14 protein-coding genes and 3 pseudogenes are annotated in these 22,211 nt (G+C 51.1%); 10 read left to right on the top strand and 7 right to left on the bottom strand.

What is annotated here, in order from left to right; genetic code table 11:
- Nucleotides 1-80: 80 nt before the first annotated feature.
- Nucleotides 81-1,013 (top strand): cation diffusion facilitator family transporter, encoded by a 933-nt coding sequence (locus tag ABLN94_RS21690; RefSeq protein WP_352996356.1) that lies wholly within the window; start codon nucleotides 81-83, stop codon nucleotides 1,011-1,013.
- A 49-nt stretch (nucleotides 1,014-1,062) separates the two neighbouring features.
- Here ABLN94_RS21690 and ABLN94_RS21695 read toward each other — a convergent pair.
- Nucleotides 1,063-1,593 (bottom strand): annotated as a pseudogene (locus ABLN94_RS21695) (integrase core domain-containing protein); the annotation flags it as partial.
- Nucleotides 1,594-2,396: 803 nt separating this feature from the next.
- On the opposite strand from ABLN94_RS21695, the gene ABLN94_RS21700 reads away from it, so the two are divergent.
- From ABLN94_RS21700 to ABLN94_RS21715, 4 genes are all read left to right on the top strand, one after another.
- On the top strand, nucleotides 2,397-3,290 hold the full coding sequence (locus ABLN94_RS21700) for a glycogen/starch synthase (RefSeq protein WP_352996358.1): 894 nt from the start codon (nucleotides 2,397-2,399) through the stop codon (nucleotides 3,288-3,290).
- A 110-nt stretch (nucleotides 3,291-3,400) separates the two neighbouring features.
- Nucleotides 3,401-3,904 (top strand): hypothetical protein, encoded by a 504-nt coding sequence (locus ABLN94_RS21705; protein ID WP_352996360.1) that lies wholly within the window; start codon nucleotides 3,401-3,403, stop codon nucleotides 3,902-3,904.
- A 261-nt stretch (nucleotides 3,905-4,165) separates the two neighbouring features.
- The gene (locus tag ABLN94_RS21710; RefSeq protein ID WP_352996362.1) at nucleotides 4,166-7,777 is read left to right on the top strand and encodes a response regulator; all 3,612 of its coding nucleotides are present in this window, start codon (nucleotides 4,166-4,168) and stop codon (nucleotides 7,775-7,777) included.
- Nucleotides 7,778-8,140: 363 nt separating this feature from the next.
- A complete protein-coding gene (locus tag ABLN94_RS21715) occupies nucleotides 8,141-9,241 on the top strand; it encodes a branched-chain amino acid ABC transporter substrate-binding protein (protein ID WP_352996364.1) in 1,101 nt (366 codons plus the stop codon).
- 448 nt (nucleotides 9,242-9,689) lie between these two features.
- On the opposite strand, the gene ABLN94_RS21720 is transcribed toward ABLN94_RS21715, so the two are convergent.
- Both ABLN94_RS21720 and ABLN94_RS21725 read right to left on the bottom strand, forming a co-directional pair.
- Nucleotides 9,690-12,428, bottom strand: a complete 2,739-nt coding sequence (locus tag ABLN94_RS21720) for an autotransporter outer membrane beta-barrel domain-containing protein (protein ID WP_352996366.1) — start codon at nucleotides 12,426-12,428, stop codon at nucleotides 9,690-9,692.
- A gap of 1,233 nt (nucleotides 12,429-13,661) precedes the next feature.
- Nucleotides 13,662-14,418, bottom strand: a protein-coding gene (locus tag ABLN94_RS21725) for an IS5 family transposase (protein WP_352996368.1) whose coding sequence is annotated in 2 segments (ribosomal slippage) — nucleotides 13,662-14,094 and nucleotides 14,093-14,418 — 759 coding nt in all. Because the reading frame shifts where the segments join, the coding sequence is not laid out codon by codon here.
- A gap of 85 nt (nucleotides 14,419-14,503) precedes the next feature.
- Here ABLN94_RS21725 and budA point away from each other — a divergent pair.
- Nucleotides 14,504-15,103, top strand: a pseudogene (budA, locus tag ABLN94_RS21730) (acetolactate decarboxylase); the annotation flags it as partial.
- A 126-nt stretch (nucleotides 15,104-15,229) separates the two neighbouring features.
- On the opposite strand, the gene ABLN94_RS21735 reads toward budA, so the two are convergent.
- From ABLN94_RS21735 to ABLN94_RS21750, 4 genes and pseudogenes are all read right to left on the bottom strand, one after another.
- Complete coding sequence (locus ABLN94_RS21735) at nucleotides 15,230-15,559, bottom strand: recombinase family protein (protein ID WP_352996383.1); 330 nt, start codon at nucleotides 15,557-15,559, stop codon at nucleotides 15,230-15,232.
- Nucleotides 15,560-15,644: 85 nt separating this feature from the next.
- A pseudogene (locus tag ABLN94_RS21740) lies at nucleotides 15,645-15,941 on the bottom strand (IS3 family transposase); the annotation flags it as partial.
- A gap of 72 nt (nucleotides 15,942-16,013) precedes the next feature.
- Entirely contained in the window at nucleotides 16,014-17,117 is a 1,104-nt protein-coding gene (locus ABLN94_RS21745) for a response regulator (RefSeq protein WP_352996370.1), read from the bottom strand.
- A 770-nt stretch (nucleotides 17,118-17,887) separates the two neighbouring features.
- Nucleotides 17,888-18,778 (bottom strand): LysR family transcriptional regulator, encoded by an 891-nt coding sequence (locus ABLN94_RS21750; RefSeq protein WP_352996372.1) that lies wholly within the window; start codon nucleotides 18,776-18,778, stop codon nucleotides 17,888-17,890.
- Nucleotides 18,779-18,886: 108 nt separating this feature from the next.
- On the opposite strand from ABLN94_RS21750, the gene ABLN94_RS21755 reads away from it, so the two are divergent.
- From ABLN94_RS21755 to ABLN94_RS21770, 4 genes are all read left to right on the top strand, one after another.
- A complete protein-coding gene (locus tag ABLN94_RS21755; RefSeq protein ID WP_352996374.1) occupies nucleotides 18,887-19,681 on the top strand; it encodes an ABC transporter ATP-binding protein in 795 nt (264 codons plus the stop codon).
- 31 nt (nucleotides 19,682-19,712) lie between these two features.
- Nucleotides 19,713-20,483: a transporter substrate-binding domain-containing protein gene (locus ABLN94_RS21760; RefSeq protein WP_352996376.1), complete on the top strand. Its 771-nt coding sequence runs from the start codon at nucleotides 19,713-19,715 to the stop codon at nucleotides 20,481-20,483.
- A gap of 86 nt (nucleotides 20,484-20,569) precedes the next feature.
- Nucleotides 20,570-21,259 carry an ABC transporter permease gene (locus tag ABLN94_RS21765; RefSeq protein ID WP_352996378.1) on the top strand — a complete coding sequence of 230 codons (690 nt, stop codon included), beginning with the start codon at nucleotides 20,570-20,572 and terminating at the stop codon, nucleotides 21,257-21,259.
- A gap of 4 nt (nucleotides 21,260-21,263) precedes the next feature.
- The gene (locus tag ABLN94_RS21770; protein ID WP_352996379.1) at nucleotides 21,264-22,049 is read left to right on the top strand and encodes an ABC transporter permease; all 786 of its coding nucleotides are present in this window, start codon (nucleotides 21,264-21,266) and stop codon (nucleotides 22,047-22,049) included.
- Nucleotides 22,050-22,211: the final 162 nt, after the last annotated feature.

Genomic DNA, 22,211 nt, shown 5'->3' on the forward strand with positions numbered 1-22,211 from the left:
CCACTGATGTACTGACAATCAAACGACCCACTCAGGTGGGGCTGATCAGGCTAAGACTACAACAGAATCGGCGACTACAGATGAGCACACACGAACACAGTGGGCATGCACATTCCCACCTACCCAGAAACGAGAAGAAGATCGCCTTGGCTGCGGGTCTCACTGGCTTGTTCATGTTCATAGAAATGATAGGAGGAGTTATTTCGGGATCTTTAGCTCTGATAGCAGATGCAGGGCATATGCTGACAGATTTCGGGTCTCTGTTGCTAGCATGGATTGCGTTCCGTTTGTCTAGGCGCCCAGCAGATAATAAGCGAAGCTATGGGTTTGATCGCTTCCCCGTCCTGGCCGCTTTCGTGAATGGTTTAGCATTATTTGTCATCGCCATCTGGATCAGTTGGGAAGCTTGGCAACGATTGTCGGCGCCGAAAGAAGTTCTTGGTGGGATTATGCTGTGGGTGGCGCTTACAGGTCTGATCGTCAATATTATTGTTTTTCTCATCCTAACCCGCGGAGGAGGAGAAAATTTAAACGTGCGTGCAGCAATTCTCCATGTTGCCGGAGACATGCTAGGGTCTGTTGCGGCGCTCATAGCATCGCTTGTTATTATCTTCACAGGATGGACACCGATTGATCCAATCCTATCTGTTTTCGTTTCATTGATTATACTTAAAGCTGCTGCAACAGTAGTCATGGACAGTGCTCATATACTTCTTGAGGGCACCCCAGCAGAATTTGACAGCAAGCAAGTTGCCAAACAGCTGCAATCGGAAATACCTGATGTTGTGTCCGTCGGACATGTTCACGCCTGGTTGTTAACACAGGAACGCAAGATAGCGACGTTAGAGGTTACGATAGCGCAAGGAGCAGACGCGCCTCTTATCAAGGCCTTGGTAAAACAGTGGCTGAAAGCTCACTGTGATATCGGCCATGTGACGGTAGAAATGCGACTGGAAAACCCAGAGCCGAGCACAGCCAGTACCAACTCAAAGCGGTTAGTTGGGCCGATATGAGAAATGAACTGCGCATGAGCTGCCTCATCTGACTGGTTCAATTTGATTGTTAGTGCATGATTGGCCTATTTTCCATCGTGATGATGGCTTCGAGGGTCGGCGGGCGGTATCCCAATGCAATGTGTGGTCTTTTCGTGTTGTAGTGTTTCTTCCCTTGCTCGATCAGAATCTGTGCTACCCGCAAGGTATCGAATATTTCGCCGTTGAGCAGCTCGTCCCGGAACCGGCCATTGAAGCTTTTGCTGTAGCCGTTCTCCCAGAGTGACCCTGGTTCGATGTAAGCCATCTTTGCACCGACGGCAGCTATCCAGTCCCGGACGGCCTGAGCAACGAACCTAGTGCCATTGGCTGACCGGATGAAAGCAGGAGCGTCATGCGGGATGATTAGATCTGTCAGAATATCAATCACACCCATCGAATTCAGCTTGCGCTTCACCCTGATCCCCAGACATTCCCAGCTGTTCTCATTAATGATGTTCAGCGTCCGGAAAAACTTTCCGTCATCTGTTCGGCAATGCACGAAGTCATAGGAGCAGACATGGTTTCGATACTCAGGATTCAGCCGCACGCATGATCCATCCTCTGCCCGGGAGGACATTGCGCGGTAATGTCCCGCGAGGGTTCAGCCAAAACTCAAGACACTCGGCGAAGATGTCACCGAGGAATTAGAACCCAACTTGGCGCGTTATTGTCGTCGGGTGCCATCACGTCATGAGAGTAGAGCAAAAAGCCTATCTGTACGGTGTTGAATCGCTTATTCAGCAGTACTCCACTCTTTATCGCGTCAGCAACTAGCCAAAAAACTCAGCTCAGTTCGCACTATTCTCACGAGTCAAGGTTGAAATTCCCGAGCTGACCCGAGATTGGGCCAGCTCGGTTCAGGGTTCGTGGAAGCTTGTCAGGATGTCGCCACTTAGGGTGTGTGGGGGGGGCGGCTTGAACATCCTGCGCCTTTCCAATTACCAAAATTGTTTCAAAGCATAAAAATGTCTAATGCAGAATCGGAATGGAGCACAGTTGTTGAATAAGGAGATTTAATTAAGTTGTTTGTTGCTAGCCAAAAATTGATCAACTAACGCGATAATATTGAGGTCAAATGTCAAAGGAGTTAGAGTTCCCGCAACCTCTTTTACCATCGCTGTGTAAGGGGCGATGTGTGACGCCTTAGATCAATATTTTTTAAACACATGCGAATATTCGTAATCGACTTTTTGGAAAATTTACTCTGAATCGGTGACTCTTCGCAATCTCAATAAACTATTTCTATGCAAAAATGACATTAGAAATATGCAACCATGCGGAGATAGCATTTGCCCACCACATAACCCCCGATCATCCTGAAATCATGACGAATCCCGCTGGGAATACACAGGAGTTCGCGCAATGGCAAGTTGTTTGGAGCTGGATACATATATTGCTGCGCACCGTGAACGTTTTGGGGCAACGATTTCTGATCAGGGCCGGACAATAAGCCCTACAGTTCAAAATTCTCATGTTGGAGCGTTCGGCGGTTTGGGAGACTTTGTAAAGTTAACCTGCGACCTGTTTCCGCAAATCGAATGGGCGATGACATTAACCGAAAAAATTCGCGACCACTTGGGGAAAGCTCTTGGTCCCAGATTGGCGACTCTTCCAGTCACGCTTTATGATCCGGTTACAAAATATCCATATCAGTTTGAAGTCGAACTTTTTGCGTATTGTCGCGACAATGGTGGACTGGCTTGGTTATTTTATGAACCCAATCTGATGTCCGCGGCATTGTCACATGGGTTTCCGCAATGTGACAATACTTCAGTACAAGGCGGTGTTTTCGACAAACGGTACTTCAGTGTAAGGATCAATCAGAACTATTATGAATCGGCCTCTTGGTCTGTAGGGCAACGTACTTTGGCGAACACGCCTGGTTTGTCTCAAATCCACCCTCTGTTGCGTCGTTATGTTGATCAACCCGAGATGATGGATGGAATTGCGCTAGGTGCTATCTCAAAATCTATTTTGCGACTCATCGACCAGGTCGAAGACGCATACGAAACGATCTGGCTTCATGACTGGCATTTTGGCCTGATAGCGGGCGAACTGCTAATTTCAGAACCCGCGCGACGCTCGCCTGCGATTGTTCAGCACATTCACAATGCTCTGTATCAAGGCATCTACCCTGGCGCAGAGCTGATCCGGATCATGGGATGGCCCGCCAACCATTACTCGACCGAGTGTTTCAAAATGCATGTGCAAACCAATCTTTTGGGAGGCACATGGGCTATAATGTTTGGTTTTTGAACAAGGACTTGGTGCAACAGATCTTTGTGGGATTATGCTTGGCTGAGCCAAGGCTTGGTGCTCAATGCCGGCTCAGTCCAAGGTGCGGCTGGCGTAGGAGGATGCATATATTGTTGAATTTAGAGTGCTTTTCTATCCTCTTCGTGAAGATGTATGTTGTTGATCAGTCCTCTAAGGCTGCGCATGTGGATATCAGGCGTAAAAGCGCAGGCCCTAGAAACGCTTTGGTGCAGTTTCTGGGCGAAGAGAAAGCGGTTCAAGAAATTTATCTAGCCTGCCGACTGCTTTTGCTTGAAATGTTTATCGTATCGGTCGGCAGTGAGTGCAGCGCGAACAGGGCTGTCCAGTTGGTTAGGAAAAAGGTTCAGACGAACCTTGCTGCTGTGATGCGCTATGTTTGTTCTATCGTGTTAACTGAGGGATATCCGGCATGCGACAGTTCAGAGATTGTCGAGACTTCGAATTTTCCCATAGGCACTCGTGGAACAGAGCTGGGCCAATCCCAGATATTCCGCTTTGTCGGGGACGATGAACATCAGAGCATAACAGCAAACAACTACCTCGGAAAAATCTCACTAGGCAGCGCTTCGGTCCCTTGGGCGTCAGCCAGGTAAATGGCCGACTTCCGGAACGGCCTAAGTCAGTTGACAGGTCGGAGCCTGTTGATGCTGACATTGCCATCCTTGCATTGCGGGAGAACCAATTTGGAGTTGTTTTTAATCAAAATCAGTGGTTGTGCCTTAGGAGAGGTGATTGGAAAAGAAACGTTCTTCTTGTGTGAATGAAAGGAAAGCAGCCACGAGATCTCGCTTTTACGCTATGTCTGGTGTGCAGAATTTGCGTGTGATGGATCAAAGGCAACTACCGGAATTTCAATGAACAGGTCTTTTTCAGAATTTGCCAACAGTGTGAGCGGTCGCCTTCATCTATCACTGTTCGGCTTTTTGATGTTCAGTCTGTTGGCAGCTGCAGCGGGGGTGTACTCGCTCTCCCTGGTTAGCAGGTCCTTCGATGAGGTCATGACGCGAAATGTGCCACAGGCAGTATCTTGGACGACGCTTTCACGAGATGTAGAAGCAATTGTCCGATCGGCCCCTGCGTTGCTGGTCGCGAACGATGATCGAACCCGTCTGGAAACCTATGCACAGATTCAAAAGCAGTTTACACAGCTTACTCCAGCATTGAGGTTGGGTGATAGCGCTGCGTCAGAAGCAGAAAAAGAAGTCGCGCAAAGAATTGCTGGGCTGGTCGGTGATCTAAACGACAACCTCATTGTCCTGGATCAGTTGGTAGCGATGCGAATTGAAACAGCGACACAGAAGGATGCGCGCTTACGTGAATTGACGAGAGCCGCGTACGTCGCGCAGAACACGTTGGCTCCTGCGGTGAGACTTCTGGGTTTATCAATATCTCGTCGGCGAGAAAACCTGCAGGTTCAACAATCCGATTTCATCAGCAAGCTTGAACAAAACGACTGGGATACCGCGATAGTCAATCTTCTGCCGCAACAGGATGCCGTGATTTTAATCGATTCCATTCGAAGCGGCTTTCTGACCATTGCAAACCAAGAAAGTATTGCCGGAATTGATGTCGATGTTATTCCCGTCACTAAGAAGATTGTTGAATTAGAAAAGCTTGCAATCGGTTTTCCGGATCAAGTGCGGCGACGATTGTTGCCGCAGATCCGAACCTTCAATTTGCTCATAGACGGCAATAGTAGCCTGCCTTCCATTCGAAAAGCGGAGCTGACCGCGATCAGAGACGCCCGAGAATTGTTGGTCGAAAATGTTGAAACGTCTAACCTGCTCACAACCGAAGTAAACGCACTCGTCGAGTTTGCCAACGTCTCCATGCGCGAGGCCAGAGAGCGTTCTGCGAATGTACAAACTTTCAGCCGAAATTTCCTTATCGCGATCGTTATTCTAAGTATGATTAGTACGCTTCGAATAGCTAAAATCTTCGTGGGCCGCCCCTTAATCGAACGTCTTGGTGCCTTGAGCGATAGCATGCTGGCCATAGCCGGGGGCAACTTGGAAGCAGAAGTACCACCGGCGGACGGAAAAGATGAAATTGCTAGAATGGCGTCAGCATTGTCAGGTTTTCGCGATACTGCCATTGAAGTCAAAAAAGCCAATCTAAGAGAGCTTCAGACGGCGCGGCGTCGGCTGGTTGACGCGATTGAGAACATCTCGGAGGGTTTCTCGGTTTTTGATCGGCATGATCGCCTTCTTCTTTGTAACTCTAATTACCGCAAGCTTTTTTCTCCAACCGGTTCAACCACGCTAACTGAGGGTATTTCTTTTTCGACCATTCTTCGAACAGCGGTTGAGAACGGTGTTTTTGGAGATGCGGTAGGTTGCGAAGAAAAATGGATCGCGGAAAGGCTAGCACTTCGGAAGCAACCGAGTGCTACTCAAGTTCTGGAACTGGCAGATGGGCGTTGCTTGCAGGTCTCGGAACATAAGACAGAAGAAGACAACACAGTGGCTATCTACGCTGATATTACTGCACTCAAATCGGCAACTGAGGCCGCCGAGGCGGCGAACCGGTCGAAAAGTGCATTTTTGGCAACCATGAGCCACGAAATCCGAACACCCATGAACAGTATCATTGGAATGAGCAGTCTTATGCTCGATACCAACTTAGACTCAGCACAATTGGAGTTTACAAATACGATCAGCCGCTCGGCAGAAGAACTTCTAGCGTTGATCAACGACATTTTGGATTTTAGTCGGGTTGAAGCCGGTCGGATCGAGCTTGAAAAAAATCCGTTCGAATTGCGTACCTGCATCGAGGAAGCGCTAGATTTGGTTGCAGTTCTGGCTGCGAGCAAATCTATTGAACTGGTCTACTATATCGAACCAGGCACTCCATCTTCGATTGTCGGCGACGCTACGCGTTTACGGCAAGTTCTGATCAATCTGCTGAACAACGCGATAAAATTTACAAAATCCGGCGAGGTAGCACTCAATGTTGTTGGCAAGCCACAGCAAAATGAAGATCAGCTCGATTTGGTCGAGCTGAATTTTAGTATCCGCGATACCGGCATTGGCATACCCGCCCATCACCTTGAGCAGGTGTTTGAATCGTTCAGTCAGCTGGACTCGTCCTCTACGCGTCAGCAGTCTGGTTCAGGCTTGGGATTGGCTATTTCACAACGACTGATCAAGTTGATGGGGGGTGAGATCTGGGTGGATAGTGAAGTGGGAGTGGGAAGTATTTTTCGCTTCACCGCGTGCTTCGAGTCGGGCCAGAGATTGCCCGGCGCGGACTTCGTAGGCACCTGCTCCGAACTTACGGGGAAGCGAATGCTCGCTGTAATTGGGAATGCAACTAACCGGCGGATGCTGCAACTCCTAGCGGAAGAGTGGTCGATGGACGTGACGGTATACGGGACGTCAAGGGAGGTATTATACGCTCTACAGAACGGAGAGCGCTTCGACGTGGGTATCTTGGATTCTAGAGACTCTGCCGCAGGTGCAATCGAATTAGCGACGTCAATTCGAGAATTTTATTCTGCTGAGGAACTCCCGCTTCTGTTGCTAACTTCGATTGCTCATGTTTCAAAAAACAGAGCCGCCACTATGGAAAATTCAGACTTTTTCGGCACTTTGACGAAGCCTCTCAAGCCATCTTCGTTGTTTAACGCACTGACGCAAGTCTTCTACAATCGGAAGCAGCGGACGCGCATCGATAGCGAAGCGCCCGACTCCAGCTTTGACATTGGCTTGGCTGAACGAATACCGCTTCAAATCCTGTTGGCTGATGACCATCCAACCAACCAGAAACTTGGTCAACTGATGCTTGCTCGTTTCGGGTACAGGATCGATGTCGCGGCGAATGGCCAGGAGGTTCTAGAGGCGCTCGAACGAAGACGCTACGATCTGGTTTTGATGGATATCGAAATGCCGGAACTGGATGGCACTGAAACGATGTCTGAAATTCATAGGTTATGGGTAGAAGAAGCTCCGCGTATTATTGCCGTAACCGCAAACGCTATCGTCGGTGACAGGGAGAGATATCTTAAATCCGGGTTTGACGATTACATCAGCAAACCGATACGTGTTGACGACCTAGTTCGAGTGATAGTTGAAAGTGCTCCAATTCAAGGAGGCTCAGCCATATCAGTGGATCCACTATCCTCAAGAGAGTCGCGGCAGTCCAGTCCATTCGAACATCTGAGGTCAGTTGTCGGGAACAACCCAAGTGTAATCGCTGACTTGATTGAAACATTCCTGGATGAGGGAGAGAAACTTGCCAACTCGCTCAGGTGTGCTCTCCATGACGAAAACGCTGCGGAAGCGGCGCGCATCGCTCACACTCTTAGAAGTAGTGGACAATTGTTTGGAGAAGAAGATCTAGCAAGATCGTGCCTCCAGCTCGAGCAAGCAGCCAAAAATGGCGATGATTGGGGATCGGTCGCTGCCCAAATAGAATCTGTTATGCATTACTACAACGTGTCTGCAGCTAGACTCAAAATGCATTGATAATCACTGTGCGTCAGATCTGCGGCTCGATAACGGGGCTGACGACATGAACAACTTTTAGAGGCTGATTGACCATCAGATAGCCAAATTTCCCGTGTTGTCGACAAACTTGCGAATGCGCAAATCTGTTTAAGTTATGTGCGTCTTTCCATAATCTTTACAAAGAAACCACTTCTCTAAGTTGTGTGGATAATTCAGGAATCTATCAATAGGCGAAAGACCAGATTTGGTAACAGCTAGCTGCCCACCTAAGAGGAATGACTTGGCATCAATGGCCGAAACAGTATTGTGCAAAATTCAGCCACCTCTTTGCGATGGGTGGCACGCAGGTCAAGGTCTCTCGACAGTCAAAAGGAACTACTAGTGTTGGGGCTCAAGTTCTTCGTTGGTCCGCTTGCGACGGCCTGTTTGATTGCTCATAGCTTCAAAGAAGCGCATGCGGATATAAAGATAGGACTCGCGGGTCCAGGGGGCTGGTCGGTTCAGGTGAAAGGTGCAGAGAAGGCGATCCAAGCGATAGAAACTTCGGGTGGGCTGCTTGGGCAAGAGCTAACTGTTGTGTCACTAGATGACCAATGTAGCGCGGAAATGGCCGTCCTAGTAGCCCGGCAAATGGTCGAACTGGGAGTCGATGTTGTGATGGGGCATGTGTGCTCAGGCGCCTCGATTGCAGCCAGCGCGGTTTACGAAGACGCAAAAATTCTTATGATTTCATGTTGTTCTACAAGCCCACAGCTGACGGAACAAGGACAATCCTACATTTTCCGAGTTGCCGGACGCGATGATCACCAAGCCAGAATGGCGGGGGATTATGTTGCAGATAACTTACCAGGACAACGCATTGCAATCTTAGACAATGGCCAGGCGTTTAGGCGAAAGCTCATAGAAGAGATTCAAATCCAACTCAGAAAGCGCGGCCAAAAACAGTTGCTTTACATTGACTATGAGGCTGGAGAGAGGGACTATCACGACGTTATTGAGCGACTTGAGGAGTTTCAGCCAGACGTACTCTATGTCGCAGGCCGAGTTGCTGATACCGGGCTTATCGTTCTTCAATCCAAAGAGAGGTTTCCCCACCTAAAGGTTTTTGCAAGTGACAACATAGCGAATTCAGATTTTGCGGCGATTGCGGGCGAGGCCTCCGAAGGCGTGATGTTCACATTTGGAATGCCCGAAGCAAAGGGCTCTGACGCAACTAAGTTGATTTCAGATTTAACCGAAGAAATAGGCGTTGAGCCGGAAGGGTACGTTTTTCACGCTTATGCTTCGGTTCAGGCATGGTCAGAAGCTGTTCGGCAGACTGGGTCCGTCGATGCAGACGTCGTAAGCCAAGCGTTACGGGACAACCAATTTAGCACAGTTCTTGGCACAATTGGATTCAATGAAAAGGGCGATGTGACCGGAATTGAGCCTTTCTATTGGTATGTTTTCAAAAGTGGCCATTATGAAATCCTCAAAGAATGACGTTTCAAAGTATTCAGTCCCGTCAACTAGTGAATTGGAATAATGGTGAATAGATCAAGTTCTAAAGGTTAGATTCCTCGGGTGCATTCGTAGGGTGTGAACCAGAAAGTGATCATTTGATGTTCAAAAGTCGTCAACTTCCGGTGTCTTCTTTCGAATGAAACAGAACTCATGGTCCTGAGTCTCCAAAGAAGTTAAAAAGTTTGGCTGTCAGAATTTTGGGTGAGAGATTGCAAGTAGTTTGACAACGGCATCAATTGTCATTGATGCAAGCCAACAATGTGCCCAGTCTTAGGTGGTTGTGAGCTTTCGCTATCCGGCCATCTGTGAAGAAAGCTGTCCCCCCATGGCGAATGGACCAAAGGGGGACAGGAAGTTGCCAATCGAGGAACACCACGGTTTCGATCTGATAGCACTACCCGGTCCAAAGGGTGCCGGGATGTTCATGTCAGAACCGCAATTCCCATCCGATATTGCCGCCGTAGGCGTAGTCTCCTGATCCGCTACCCAGCCCGGTTTCACCGATTATCTCACCATAGAGCGATGATCTGGGTGTCAAGGCGACGTGGCCGCCCAATGTCAGGGCCACCGTGTTCTGGACACGCTCGGTCAGGACGGTGTTTGACCCAAAGGCCACCGAGGTCTCGTTGTCGAACGCGTGGTAATAGTCGAATTGTCCAAATACCACCGAACTACCAACCAAGGTGCGCTCTGCACGCAGGCCAATCCGCGCGGTCAGCGTGTCGCCGTCAACCAAAGAGCCAGTCTGGGCACCCCCAGCCAGGTCAAAGACGTCGTCCGTATCCAGATCGCTGTACATCAGCTGCGCCTGCGGGATCAGCGTCAGGCCGTTGGTCAGCGCAAAGGGCTTGCCGACCTCGACCGACAGACCGTAGCCGGTGCTGTCGCTGCCCACCGCATCGCCGCCATTGGGACGGATGGTGCTGTCGAAATAGCCATAGCGCAGCTGCCCATCGACATAGAGTTGGCTGTTGGCGATCCACAACAGGCTGAGCGTCGCGTCATATGCGTCGGTGTCGATATCCGCCCGGGTCAGCGACGTGCTCACATCCGTGGACAGGCTGCTGATACCAAACTCCAACCCGCCGATGATCACACCGTTGGACAGTTCTGCCAGCGGCAACCCGACACCAAAGCGCAACCCGGCGATGTTGGTGTCCACGTCCCGGTCGTCCACCGAGTACGAGTCACGCTGACCTTCGGCCTGAATCCAGATCAGGGGGCGCTTTGTCGAGGTTAATTCGCTCAGCGCTCGGCTGACCGTGTTGGCACCGGATGCCCCGTTTTGCGCCGCCCCCATGACGCGGCCCAGCGTTGCGCCAAAGACCATCTGGTCGCTGGCCTGCTGTACAGCCGCGGCATAGAGGTCGCCGCCCGGTGAAACGGCGACCGAACCGTCATAGTTGAGTGGGGTCAGGAAAAATGTGCCGCTTTCCGCATCATAGGCCAGTCCGTAGACGATGTCGCCATCGGTAATGGCCTGCTCACCTTCATTGGTGACAAAATCGCCATCGACCAGCTCAAAGTCGGTTGCCGAGCTTGCGCCTTGCACCGTGACCAGAGTGTAATCCTGCGCGCTGCCATTGCCGCTGCCGGTCGTGTCCACATCCAGCCCCATACTGGCCCCGGTGGTGTTGCTCGCCACGGTGACATAGTCATGGTTGCCGGTGGAAAGGTTCAGGTCCAATCCAATGGTCCCGGTGCCCACCAGATCGGTGCGCATGTCCAGATGGTCCCCGCCATGGCCATCAGCCAGAGATATCACACCGTCATTTAAGATCGAACCGCTCAGGGTCGTGGTACCCGTGCCAAGTCCGCCAGCCTGCAACCGGCCCGTAGGACCCACATATAGCCCCCCCTCATAGGTGAAATTGCCGCTCTCCGTCGAAAGCGTGGCATTGTCGGTTACGCGCATGACGCTAAATTCGCTCGCCATTGCGGTTCCGAGGGTCACAGTCCCGCCATTGGACGCGGTCAGCGTCTCGAACCAGTTAAACTGGTCAGGGTTGAGCGTGCCGGTATAACCCGAGAAGTTTAGCACATCGTCTGGTCCGGAGGTGGTGCTGCCATCTTCTCCGACGCCACCATCAAAAATTGTGCCCTCACTGAAACTCGCCCCGCCCTCAATAGTGAGGTTGTCCTGGCCCGTACCTAATTCTACCCACCCCTCAACTCTTGACCCGGACCGGAGGTAAACATGGCTGTCACCCCGTTCATTCGTGATGGCTCTATTATACCCGGAAGAAACTAAGGCCCCATCCTGCAAGTCAATTACCGACATCTGGTCGTAGTCGTTCTCAGCACTGATCGCATACCAGTCTTCGCTATAGACCGATCCGGATACGGTGATATTTAGTGTTCCAGAACCATCTACCAAGCTTGCTTCTATCCCAGTGTTTTCAGAGTAAACCGTCCCCGTTGTGGTGATATTGATATCTGTCCCGGAGCTGTGGGCGATGATAGCCGCCTGCTGAAGCCCAGTGACATTTGCCGCTGTAACGTTAAGCGCACCCGTACCGTTGTTTTCTGCGTAAATTCCAGACCACTGGCCTATAACCGTTCCTTCCACGTTGACGGTGACGTCTTCTACATTCGAACTAGTCAATGCTCTGATTCCGTCGGCATCATAGCTCGTGACATTAAACGCATTAATCGTTATCGATCCTTCGCTCTCGAGCGTTGCCTCTATGCCATGGCTGCCGGCAGTCACAGACCCGTTCGACGTGATGTTGATGTCCCCTATCCCGCCGGTGGCCAAGGCGGCAATTCCCCTTGCAGCGTTTTGGCGCGCGACAATGGTGGCGTTTTGATCATCAGTGAAGGTGACGTCCCTGCCGATCAGCCGCAGCGCAGCACCCCGGGCCACATCCATTCCGAAGCCGGTGTTTGTTGTTACGTTCAGTTCGTCTGCGTGTTCTAGGCTTTGCTGGAAGTCATTAGTGGCATCCCCGGTTCCTTCACATTGAAAGACGCCATTGCCCAGATCAATACAACTCCCGGCGCGGGTCGGGCTGGCATCGAAGCTGAGAGCAATTCCCAGGGCCAGCGGTGCAACACCAGATAAAAGGCGCCCAACAGCTTGTGATAATACCGGATTTGGCAATAGTTTTATTTCAATGGAATTTCGTGGAGAGTTTGGTGGTACGGATTTTTCGATCGCCTTCATCAATTCTGACCCCTTGTCCTTTAGTTATTTCTTCGGTTTATTCTCTTCCATTATTTGGCCCATTCGGCAGGGCTCTTGGTTTTTGATGTATTAGAGTGCTCGAAACCAAATTCTTAGTTGGTCATTTGGCTTCAGTTGCTAGGAGTGCCGACACTCTTTTTCTTGTTTTTTTTCATTGCCTTACGCGAGCAAATCGCATCTGATGGAGATGTCCCAAGTATCTTCCTGAAAAGTCATCTGAAATGAGCCGGAAAATAAAAACTTGATTGATTGGTTACATCTTTAATACGAGAAGTGCCTATAGTCCGGCTCTGATCAGAAATTGCCGCCCCAATTCGTTCCCGGTGCGCCGCAATACAACTATCCAGTTCCAAACAACTTGCCATCTCGCGAACTCCTGTGTATATCCCAGCGGGATTCGTCATGATTTCAGGATGATCGGGAGCAATTTGGTGAGCAAATGCAATCTCCGCATGGTTGTATAACTTCAATGCCAATTTTGCATAGAAATAGTTTATTGAGATTGGGAAGAGTCACCGATTCAGGGTAATTTCTCAGAGCAATTGACTGCGAACATCCGCATCTATTTGCGTTATCAAGGACCAAAAGAGCCACCCACTACTTCCACATGCAGCTGTGTTTGGAACGAGTTGTAGGCGCTCCAATCCCCTTAACTTTCGACCTCAATATTAATGCTGTAGATGAACAAGCCCGTGGGCTATCGACACCACGACAAAAAATCCACGCGCCACTTCCACCGCTCGCGACACAAGGCTCTGAAATCAATCACACGTCAATCGAGGCTTGTCAGGGACTGCTAACTCTACACGAAACCATTCAGTCTGTCGGATTGGCAAAACAAGTAGGACCTTTCTCATCAAGCAGACTTGGATCACCAATCCGCCCTCTCAACGCGGATGTCCCAAAAGCTAACCCAAATGATAGTTCCTCAGTTCAGGTTTTCTCAGAGCCGTTTTAGCACTCACAGCTGATCATATTATGGGGGCAACATGCAACTTAAGTATATCTCTTGATCCTTAAACTGTGCTCTATTCCATTTCTGCATTAGACATTTCAAAGCTTTGGCTGAAATCTAGACATTGGAAAGGCGCAGGATGAATGAGCCGAGCCCCCCCTCCTAGGTGGTAACATCCTGATAAGCCACCACTCACCGTGAACCGAGCTGGCCCAATTTCAGGGTCAGCTCGGGAACTAGGTTCCAGACTCATTGATTTACAGCCAGAACAAGACGGTGGCTGCGAGCGCGATGGCCGAGAGGAAGACTTTCGGGCATCGATGATAGCGAGTGGCGACACGCCGCGAGTTCTTCAGGCGTCCGAACATGATCTCGATCCTGTTGCGGCGTTTGTAGCGGCGCTTGTCGTACCGGGCAGGCTTGTCGCGTGATTTTCGGCCTGGGATGCAGGGCTTTATTCCCTTGTCTATCAGGGCTTCACGGAACCAGTCCGCATCATAACCGCGATCACCCAGTAACCATTCAGCCGATGGTAGGCTGTTCACCAGAGCCCTGGCTCCTGTATAGTCGCTAACCTGGCCAGCAGAGATGAAGAGCCGAATAGGTCGACCAACACTGTCGGTGACGGCGTGCAGCTTTGTGTTCATGCCACCTTTGGTCCTACCGATCAGTCTGCCACGCCCCCCTTTTCAACCGCAGGCTGGAGGCTGCGCGGTGCGCTTTGAGGTATGTTGCGTCGATCATGATCGTCTTGTGATCCGTGCCTTCAGCAGCCAATCCTTCCATGATCCGAGCGAACACACCCATGTTGCTCCACCGCTTCCATCGGTTGTACAGCGTCTTTGGCGGCCCATATTCGCGAGGTGCATCAGACCACCGCGACCCATTGCGGTTTATAAAGATAATCCCGCTGAGTATACGCCGGTCATCGACCCTCGGCTTGCCATGTCTCTTCGGAAAGTAAGGCTGAAGACGCTCCATTTGTTCGTCAGTCAGCCAGAATAGATTGCTCATTACACACCCCTGAAATTCAGGGGCTTGAATCACGCAGTTGAGATCACGGCAACCAATTTAATGGGTCCAGAACCTAGGCACGTTCAATGCGCTTGATGGAGAAATGGTTGTATTGGATGGTGTGGCGTACCGGCTCGACGCTGAGGGAAAAGCGACAGTTGCAAGTGGCAAAGCTCTGACACCTTACGCAGCCGTTATCAATTTCGATCCCACAGTGTTCCGTTTATTGGAAACGACAACGGACAAGATCGCATTTGCAGCACATCTTGATCCTTTAGCGGAGGCAAGGAACCTTTTCTACGCGGTTCGAATTACTGGTCACATCAAACATATCAAGTACAGAAACGTCTTGCGGCAGGACAAACCATACAAACCTCTGCTGGAGGTCGTGAAAACTCAGGCAGAATTTGAGCTGAATGACGTAGACGGTACAATTCTGGGATTTCGTTGCCCGGACTATGCAGCTGGGATCGGTGTGCCGGGTTACCACCTACATTTTATTTTAAGCGACTTGAGTAAAGGTGGGCACGTCCTTGATTACGTGTTGTCCAGCGGTCGAATAGAAATTGACCACACGTCTTCCCTTCATGTTGAGCTTCCTGAAACCAGGTCTTTTTCAGATGCCAACTTGACTGCCGGTTCTTCAGCCAACGGAATATTGAAGGCAGAAAGCAACGAAAAATAGTCCTATTGGTGGTCGCCGATGGCACCATTCGAAGAATCCCACAGTCCGAATTCGTCAGCCTTGGTTCCGTTTAGAAATCAACTTACTTTAAAGCAGGGGCGGAGGGATGACGAGCTTGGTCTCTGGCTAGCCTCTAAACCTGTCAGAGCTTTCACTCGGTGCGGGACGGGTCGCACCCGCAGCTTTCATCATATTGTAGATGGTTGGGTGTGAAACCTTGAAATGGTCGGCGATCATCTGGATCTTTGAGCCGCGCTTTACCTCTACAAGGATGCGTTCTCTTTTTTCGTCAGAGATCGGCTTCCGACCTTTATACTTTCCAGCAGCTTTGGCAGCGTCGATACCGACAGCCTTGCACTCTTTCATGGTCTCGACTTCCATCTGGTCGATGGCCGCGATGACGGTGACCATCATCCTCCCGATTGGTGTCGATGTATCTATCCCAAGGTCCAGGATCTTTAGGCGCTAACCCCTTTTCAATGTCTGACTGCCTATTGGCATCGATTTCGACAATTGGACAAACAGTGACATTGGGGGGGTTTCTATCTCTCTTTCCGTCATCCGTTCGGCAATGCACGAAGTCATAACTCCAAACGTGATTTCGATGCTCCGCCCGCAGCCGAACACACGACCCATCATTCAACCAGAGCCGTCCCTTCATTGGTTATTTGATTGGCACTTTCAGCCCCTCCCGACGCCAAAGCCTTTCGACACGCTTGTCATTCACCTGCCAGCCCGCATCTATCAGCAAAGCCGCGATCCGACGATAACCGTAGCGGCCATACTGGCGGGCCAATTCCATCATGTCCGCCACCAGGCGCTTCTCGTCAGCTCGACCTACAGAGCCATCTCGGTGGCATACGTTCAAGCCGAAACAATACGGTTTTACATTTTCTTCTGATAATCGGATTCAGCTGGCAGCAGCCCGTTGCAGGCGGATGAATTCAGACAGAAAGGGTCCCCTTTTCTCGATCAATCGCTCAAATTGCTGTTGAAGTGCCGCATTCGCCAGGTGTGTGCTTGATCGGCCAAAGGAATAAGCGCCAAGCATGTAAGCCTCAGCGCGTAGCGATGTAGCGGCTCTAGATACAAAGTCGAAGTCCCCCAGTTCCACCGACTTTGAAATCTGGATAATATCATGGCGCACGGATGCGCAAAACTCCGAGACAACTCCCATGTCAATTGCGTCGGAAGGATTACTGGTTCGCGTTTCGAGAGCCTCTCGCTCCGCTGCTTCAATGGTAACCGACGCAGACACCCAGCGGTCCAATACCACACGTAGCTCCACAGCGCCCACCGGCTTGCTTAGGTAGTCGTCCATGCCGCTTTGAAAGCAGCGCTCGATCGTCTCAAGATCTGTGTATCCAGTAACAGCGACTATGGGCACTCTTTCTCGCCCACCACAGTCACTTTCGCGGGCACGGAGCATCTCCGTGAACTCCGAGCCATCAATGCCGGGCATTTCTACATCGGTCAAAACCAATTGGAAATCACCTCCCGTAAGGGCATCGAGTGCAGCTTTTGCGGATTCAACAGTAACCGGAGAGTACCCTTCATTGCGAATCTGGTTTGCGAGAACCTTGAGACTGATAGCTGAATCATCGACGATCAGAATCTTCCCTCGCTTAGCATGGACATCAGATTGACTTATTCGAGATAGGTTTTTCAATAAACCATCACTGTGCGGTAGACCAACCGCTGAAAGAGGGAGGGAGGATACAGCAACTTCTTCGTGCAGCGATTCAGTAATGCCAACACCCAGATTGCCCCCACTTCTTGCAACATTCATCCACCTGAGAATGTCTTCGGCTACAGGTCGAAAAGCAGCACCTTCTTTCGTTAGTGATATAGGCCTGCTCGATCGTTCAAACAATTGCGCGCCGACCCAGTATTCGAGTTGCTTGATGCGCCGCGACAAGGCTGGCTGTGTCACAAAACGGTTGTCTGCCGTAGTGCTGAAATTTCCAGTATCACATAAATCTATGAAGTCTTCGATCCATTTCAGATCGGCCATTGGTCCTCACCAAGAGTAACTTTGCCTAACAAAACCGCTAGCATGGGAAAAATTCTGATGCAACCAGGACGATAGCTGTGAATGGTCGGCAACAAGCCAAATCGCAATGCCGCAGCACTTCGTTGCCACGACTGGGTTCGCTCTAAGACTCAGCGCCTGTGCGGCGGATAAGCTGCTTTACTCTCACCGCTAGTTTGTAAAAAACGCCAGAGTTTTACCGTCCTCTAAACGCTATACAGGCACCAGAAATGCGCGTGGTCTAAATAGGTGCTTTCTCACGCACCTATCTGAAAATGGACCTGAGCATGAAGCACCACCTCGCGACCACTCTTGCATCCTGTATCGCGCTCGGCTGTGCGTTAGCGGCTAGCCGTGACACTGGCACGCTGAAGGACATCCATCCTACGACACTGGCCGAAAGACCGGCGGCGACATGTCGGAATTTTTCGAATCTGCCAAGATTAATGTCGATGGCGATACCGTCACCTTCGCAACCAAGACCAAGTAACATGGCATCATCGAGATGGTCTGGGACGTAGACGACATCGTTCGTCGCGGCGAAGATCATCACCACTTCGCCGATGGCACCGTACTTCCGCTCCTAGCGACGCATGAGGCTACGCTCTGAAAAACGGGCAATCGTGAGGGGGGGGAAGTTACATTCCTTCGGGATAACAAATTTGATTTGAAAACTAAGACGCTTAGATCACCGAAGGCAACGCGCCGGGCTGTAGGTTAGAAATCGATAGAACGCTACTGCTGAGCAAGTGCTACCTTGGGTTTTCCGTTGCCAGCATAAGCCAGTTTGAAAAGGTTTCTACAGCGGGTTTCCGCGATGACTTTTTTGGCAATGCGACGGAATACCAAACGCACCTGATTTGGCGCGCATCCAATTGAACAAGAGTACCTGAGCGCATCTCTTTTCCACACAGGACATCATCCGCCAAGATGATGCCCTCGCCATCCAATGCGGCGTCAATGGCCAAGGATAAATCTGAATAGAGTCGTCCCTGCTGCCATCGGTTACTACCAGGTTCATATGTGAGATACCATTGGTGCCAAATTTCACGTCCATTGTCATGGACAAGCGGCGCTTCTTGCCAGTCTATATTACCGTCTTCACTTATCAATTGCTCACGAACATGTGGAGCGCAGGCTGGATATCCGTCAATAGGGAACAGACGTTGGATTCTTGCATCGGCTGTCGGCAATCGCGTCTCGAAATGAATAATGATGTCAGCGTGGTCCTCGCCAAGTTGAGGCGGTTGCCAGGCGGGGCGCAAGTCAACGTCGATCTTGGGAAATTCAGCGCAGAACTCGGTGATCCGCTTTCTCAACCATAGTGAGGCCAATGCCGGTTCCGCACTAACGATCAGCGTTCCTTTTTGCGTGGCACGCAGAAGATCGCTGCAGGCATCCTTCAGTGTTTGCATTCCACTTGAAATGCGGGGAAGCAAGGCCCTGCCATCTTCGCTGAGCGTGATCCGGTTGCCCGAGCGAACGAACAATTCTGTACCAAACCAGTCTTCCAAAGTTTTTACGTGTTGACTGACGACAGAGTGGCTGACGTTCAATTCTTCAGCGGCCCTAGAAATGCTTTGATGGCGTGCGGCCGCCTCGAATGCACGCAGCGCGTTCAGATGTCGGAGTGAAGAGTTCATGCCCCGAGCGTAGCAAAAACCGACGCTGACTTCCAGTTATTCCTGATTTTAGGCCGACAGCCACCTCGCTACCGTTTGGATAGCTAACGAGAACCGACAGGACGTCGCATGGCCCAACTTCAGGTAAACACCGAAACCGACCTCTCGCTCACGGTGAGTGACCTTCACAAGTCCTATGGATCTGTTGAAGTCCTGAAAGGGGTATCCCTTGCAGCTCGGCAAGGCGATGTCATTTCAATGCTCGGCTCGTCTGGTTCTGGCAAAAGCACATTTTTAAGGTGTCTCAACCTTCTGGAAACGCCGAATGCCGGAAAGATCACCGTGCATGGTGAAGAAATTAGGATGGCAACAGACCGTCACGGCGTTTTTCAACCAACAGACGCCAAGCAGGTGGAACGCATTCGAGCCCGCCTAGCAATGGTGTTTCAATCCTTTAATCTCTGGTCGCACATGACCGTCTTGGAGAACGTCATTGCGGGGCCGGTGCATGTGCTGAAACAGCCCCGTGCCGAGGCCATTGAAAAAGCCAAGATCGTCCTTGACCGCGTCGGCATGTATGAACGACGTGACTACTACCCCTCGCATATTTCGGGTGGTCAGCAGCAACGCGCTGCCATCGCCCGCGCTCTGGCAATGGAACCCGAGGTCATGCTGTTTGACGAGCCCACATCAGCCCTCGATCCGGAATTGGTTGGTGAAGTCCTGAAAGTGATCCGGTCTCTGGCAGAAGAAGGGCGCACCATGATCGTCGTGACCCACGAAATGGGGTTCGCCAAAGAAGTCTCATCGGAAGTGATTTTTCTCCATCAGGGCCTCATCGAAGAACAAGGCGACCCGCAGCAGATGTTTGCCAACCCAAGTTCGCAGCGGTTCCGGGAATTCCTCTCCAACACCCGGCATTGACCCGAAACCATCCATAACAGGGAGACGACAAATGAATCTCAGAAAGACAATTATGGCGACTATTGTTGGTGCTGCGGCTCTGATGAGCGGCACCGCAATTGCTGAAACACTACGCATAGGTGTTGAAGGGGCGTATGCGCCGTTTTCGATGAAAGAGGCTGACGGCACCCTATCAGGGTTCGATATCGACATGGCTTACGCGCTCTGTGATGCGTTGGAGCGGGAATGTGTGCTGGTCGAGCAAGAATGGGACGGCATGATCCCCGCTCTGATCGCCAACAAATACGATGCAATCGTTGCCTCCATGTCGATCACCGAGGACCGTAAGAAGAAGGTGGATTTCACCGAAAAATACTATGCAACGCCGACACGGTTCATCGCCAAGGAAGGCGCAGAATATGAACTAACCCGTGAAGGCACCAAGGATCTGAAAATCGGCCTGCTGCGTGGCACAACCATGCAATGTTATGTCGAAAAGCATTTTCCCGACGCAGATATAAAGCTCTACAACACTCAGGAAGATGTATTTGCGGATCTGGTTGCTGGGCGACTGGACATGCAGGTGAACAACACGCTTCAAGCTATTGATGGTTTCCTGAACACACCGCAGGGCGAAGGATTTGCCTTCCTGGGGGATGATCTGGATGACGTTGCTTGTCTCGGCGAAGGCACCGGCATCGCGGTCCGCAAAGGAGATCCGTTGGCTGACGAGCTGAGCGCCGCAATCAAGGTGGTTCGCGCCAGCGGCAAATACAAGGAAATCAACGATAAATACTTCGACGTCGACATCTACGGCAAGTGATGCCGTAGGTACTCCCGCAGCAGGGGCGAAGCTCCCCAAGCTCCTGCTGCGCTTAATCCCCGACACGCCCGAACGGACCAAAGCTCATGGATGTGATTTTTGAATATCGGCAAATCCTTATTGAAGGAACGATGGTAACAATCTCACTCGCCATCCTGTCTCTGGTTCTGTCGGTGATCTTCGGCCTGATCGGTGCATTTGCCAAGCTGTCGCCCTCACGCGGCATTCGACGCCTAGGCAATCTTTACACCACGTTCATCCGCAGCGTTCCCGAACTGGTCCTTATGATGTTGATCTTCTACGGCGGTCAGGCGCTGATCAACGATATTGGGCGTATTTCTGGGCTGTGGGGTTATGTGGACGTCAACCAATTCATTGCCGGGACGCTGACGCTGGGGTTCATTTTTGGAGCCTATATGGCGGAAACCTTTCGGGGTGCCATACTTGCCATCCCGCACGGTCAGATCGAGGCGGCAAAATCCGTGGGCATGAACCCCCGCCAGGTCTTCACGCTCGTGACCTGGCCGCAGATGGTTCGCTTTGCGTTGCCCAGCTTCTCGAACAACTGGCTGGTGCTGGTTAAAGCAACCGCACTCGTGTCAGTCATCGGGTTGCACGATCTGGTGTGGAATGCCTTTTCTGCAGGCCGATCCAATCACAAGCTGTTCACCTTTATGTTCGCGGTTCTGGTGATCTACCTGATTATCACCGCGATTTCTGATCTGGCTTTGTGTTGGGTCGACCGGAAATACAGCGCAGGCACAAGAAGGGCTTGATTGCATGGAACGGGAACGTAGCTTTTTCGAGTATCTGCGCGATTTCAGCGAGAACATTTCACCGCTGGATTTCGTTCTGGTCTACGACAACATCGGCAAGTTCTTTGAGGGTGCTTTTGTCACCCTGCAGCTGACCTTTCTGGCGTTGTTTATTGGCGGGCTGCTAGCGATCCCAATGGCGATTGCGCGGGCTTACAAAAAACCCGTCCTGAACCAGATTATCTGGGGATACACATACGCATTCCGGGGTACGCCCCTGCTGGTCCAAACCTATCTCTTCTATTTCGGTCTTGGTCAGTTTGAAGCGGTGCGCAACAGTTTCTTATGGTCCCCGATACTGAGCGATCCTTGGTGGTGCGTGCTGATCGCATTCACCCTGAACACCGCAGCTTATACGACCGAATTCTTGCGGGGGGCCATCGAAACGACCCCGAGAGGCGAGATCGAAGCTGCAAAAGCCTGTGGCATGTCGCCCTCGACCCGTATGCGCATAGTTGAACTGCCAAGCGCTTTCCGGCGTGCACTGCCAGCCTATTCAAACGAGGTCATCTTTACACTGCACGGCTCCGTCATTGCCAGCACGGTCACATTGCAGGATTTGCTGGGCGTAGGCCGCTGGCTGAATGGTCGATATTATCTCGCCTACGAGGGTTTTATCACGGCCATGCTGTTCTACATGGCTATCGTTTTCTTGATCTCCCAGGCTTTCAGATTTGCGGAGCGTCGATACCTGGGCCACTTGCGGCCCAGAGAAACCAAAAAGTTCGAAAAGAACCCGGTCCCGATCTGATTAATGTCTCGCAACCAACAACAATTCTTCCAATCCGTCGAAAGGTTATCTCATGGCCGAAACCAGCTCGAAGAAGCGCGACTTGATCGAGGGGCGTGCCGCACTGATCGTCATAGATATTCAGAAGTCCACCTTCGCGCCCATGGCGAACGATGAGCGGGC

It is taken from the genome of Ruegeria sp. SCP11 (assembly GCF_040329455.1).
Lineage (GTDB): Bacteria > Pseudomonadota > Alphaproteobacteria > Rhodobacterales > Rhodobacteraceae > Ruegeria > Ruegeria atlantica_E.

What these genes read in the sequence shown, in the direction of transcription:
- ABLN94_RS21690 (WP_352996356.1), top strand. Translation starts at nt 81, where the DNA reads ATGAGCACACACGAACACAGTGGGCATGCACATTCCCACCTACCCAGA.
- ABLN94_RS21755 (WP_352996374.1), top strand. Translation starts at nt 18,887, where the DNA reads ATGGCCCAACTTCAGGTAAACACCGAAACCGACCTCTCGCTCACGGTG.
- ABLN94_RS21720 (WP_352996366.1), bottom strand. Translation starts at nt 12,428, where the DNA reads ATGAAGGCGATCGAAAAATCCGTACCACCAAACTCTCCACGAAATTCC.
- ABLN94_RS21745 (WP_352996370.1), bottom strand. Translation starts at nt 17,117, where the DNA reads ATGGCCGATCTGAAATGGATCGAAGACTTCATAGATTTATGTGATACT.
- ABLN94_RS21770 (WP_352996379.1), top strand. Translation starts at nt 21,264, where the DNA reads ATGGAACGGGAACGTAGCTTTTTCGAGTATCTGCGCGATTTCAGCGAG.
- ABLN94_RS21700 (WP_352996358.1), top strand. Translation starts at nt 2,397, where the DNA reads ATGGCAAGTTGTTTGGAGCTGGATACATATATTGCTGCGCACCGTGAA.
- ABLN94_RS21760 (WP_352996376.1), top strand. Translation starts at nt 19,713, where the DNA reads ATGAATCTCAGAAAGACAATTATGGCGACTATTGTTGGTGCTGCGGCT.
- ABLN94_RS21765 (WP_352996378.1), top strand. Translation starts at nt 20,570, where the DNA reads ATGGATGTGATTTTTGAATATCGGCAAATCCTTATTGAAGGAACGATG.
- ABLN94_RS21750 (WP_352996372.1), bottom strand. Translation starts at nt 18,778, where the DNA reads ATGAACTCTTCACTCCGACATCTGAACGCGCTGCGTGCATTCGAGGCG.
- ABLN94_RS21710 (WP_352996362.1), top strand. Translation starts at nt 4,166, where the DNA reads ATGAACAGGTCTTTTTCAGAATTTGCCAACAGTGTGAGCGGTCGCCTT.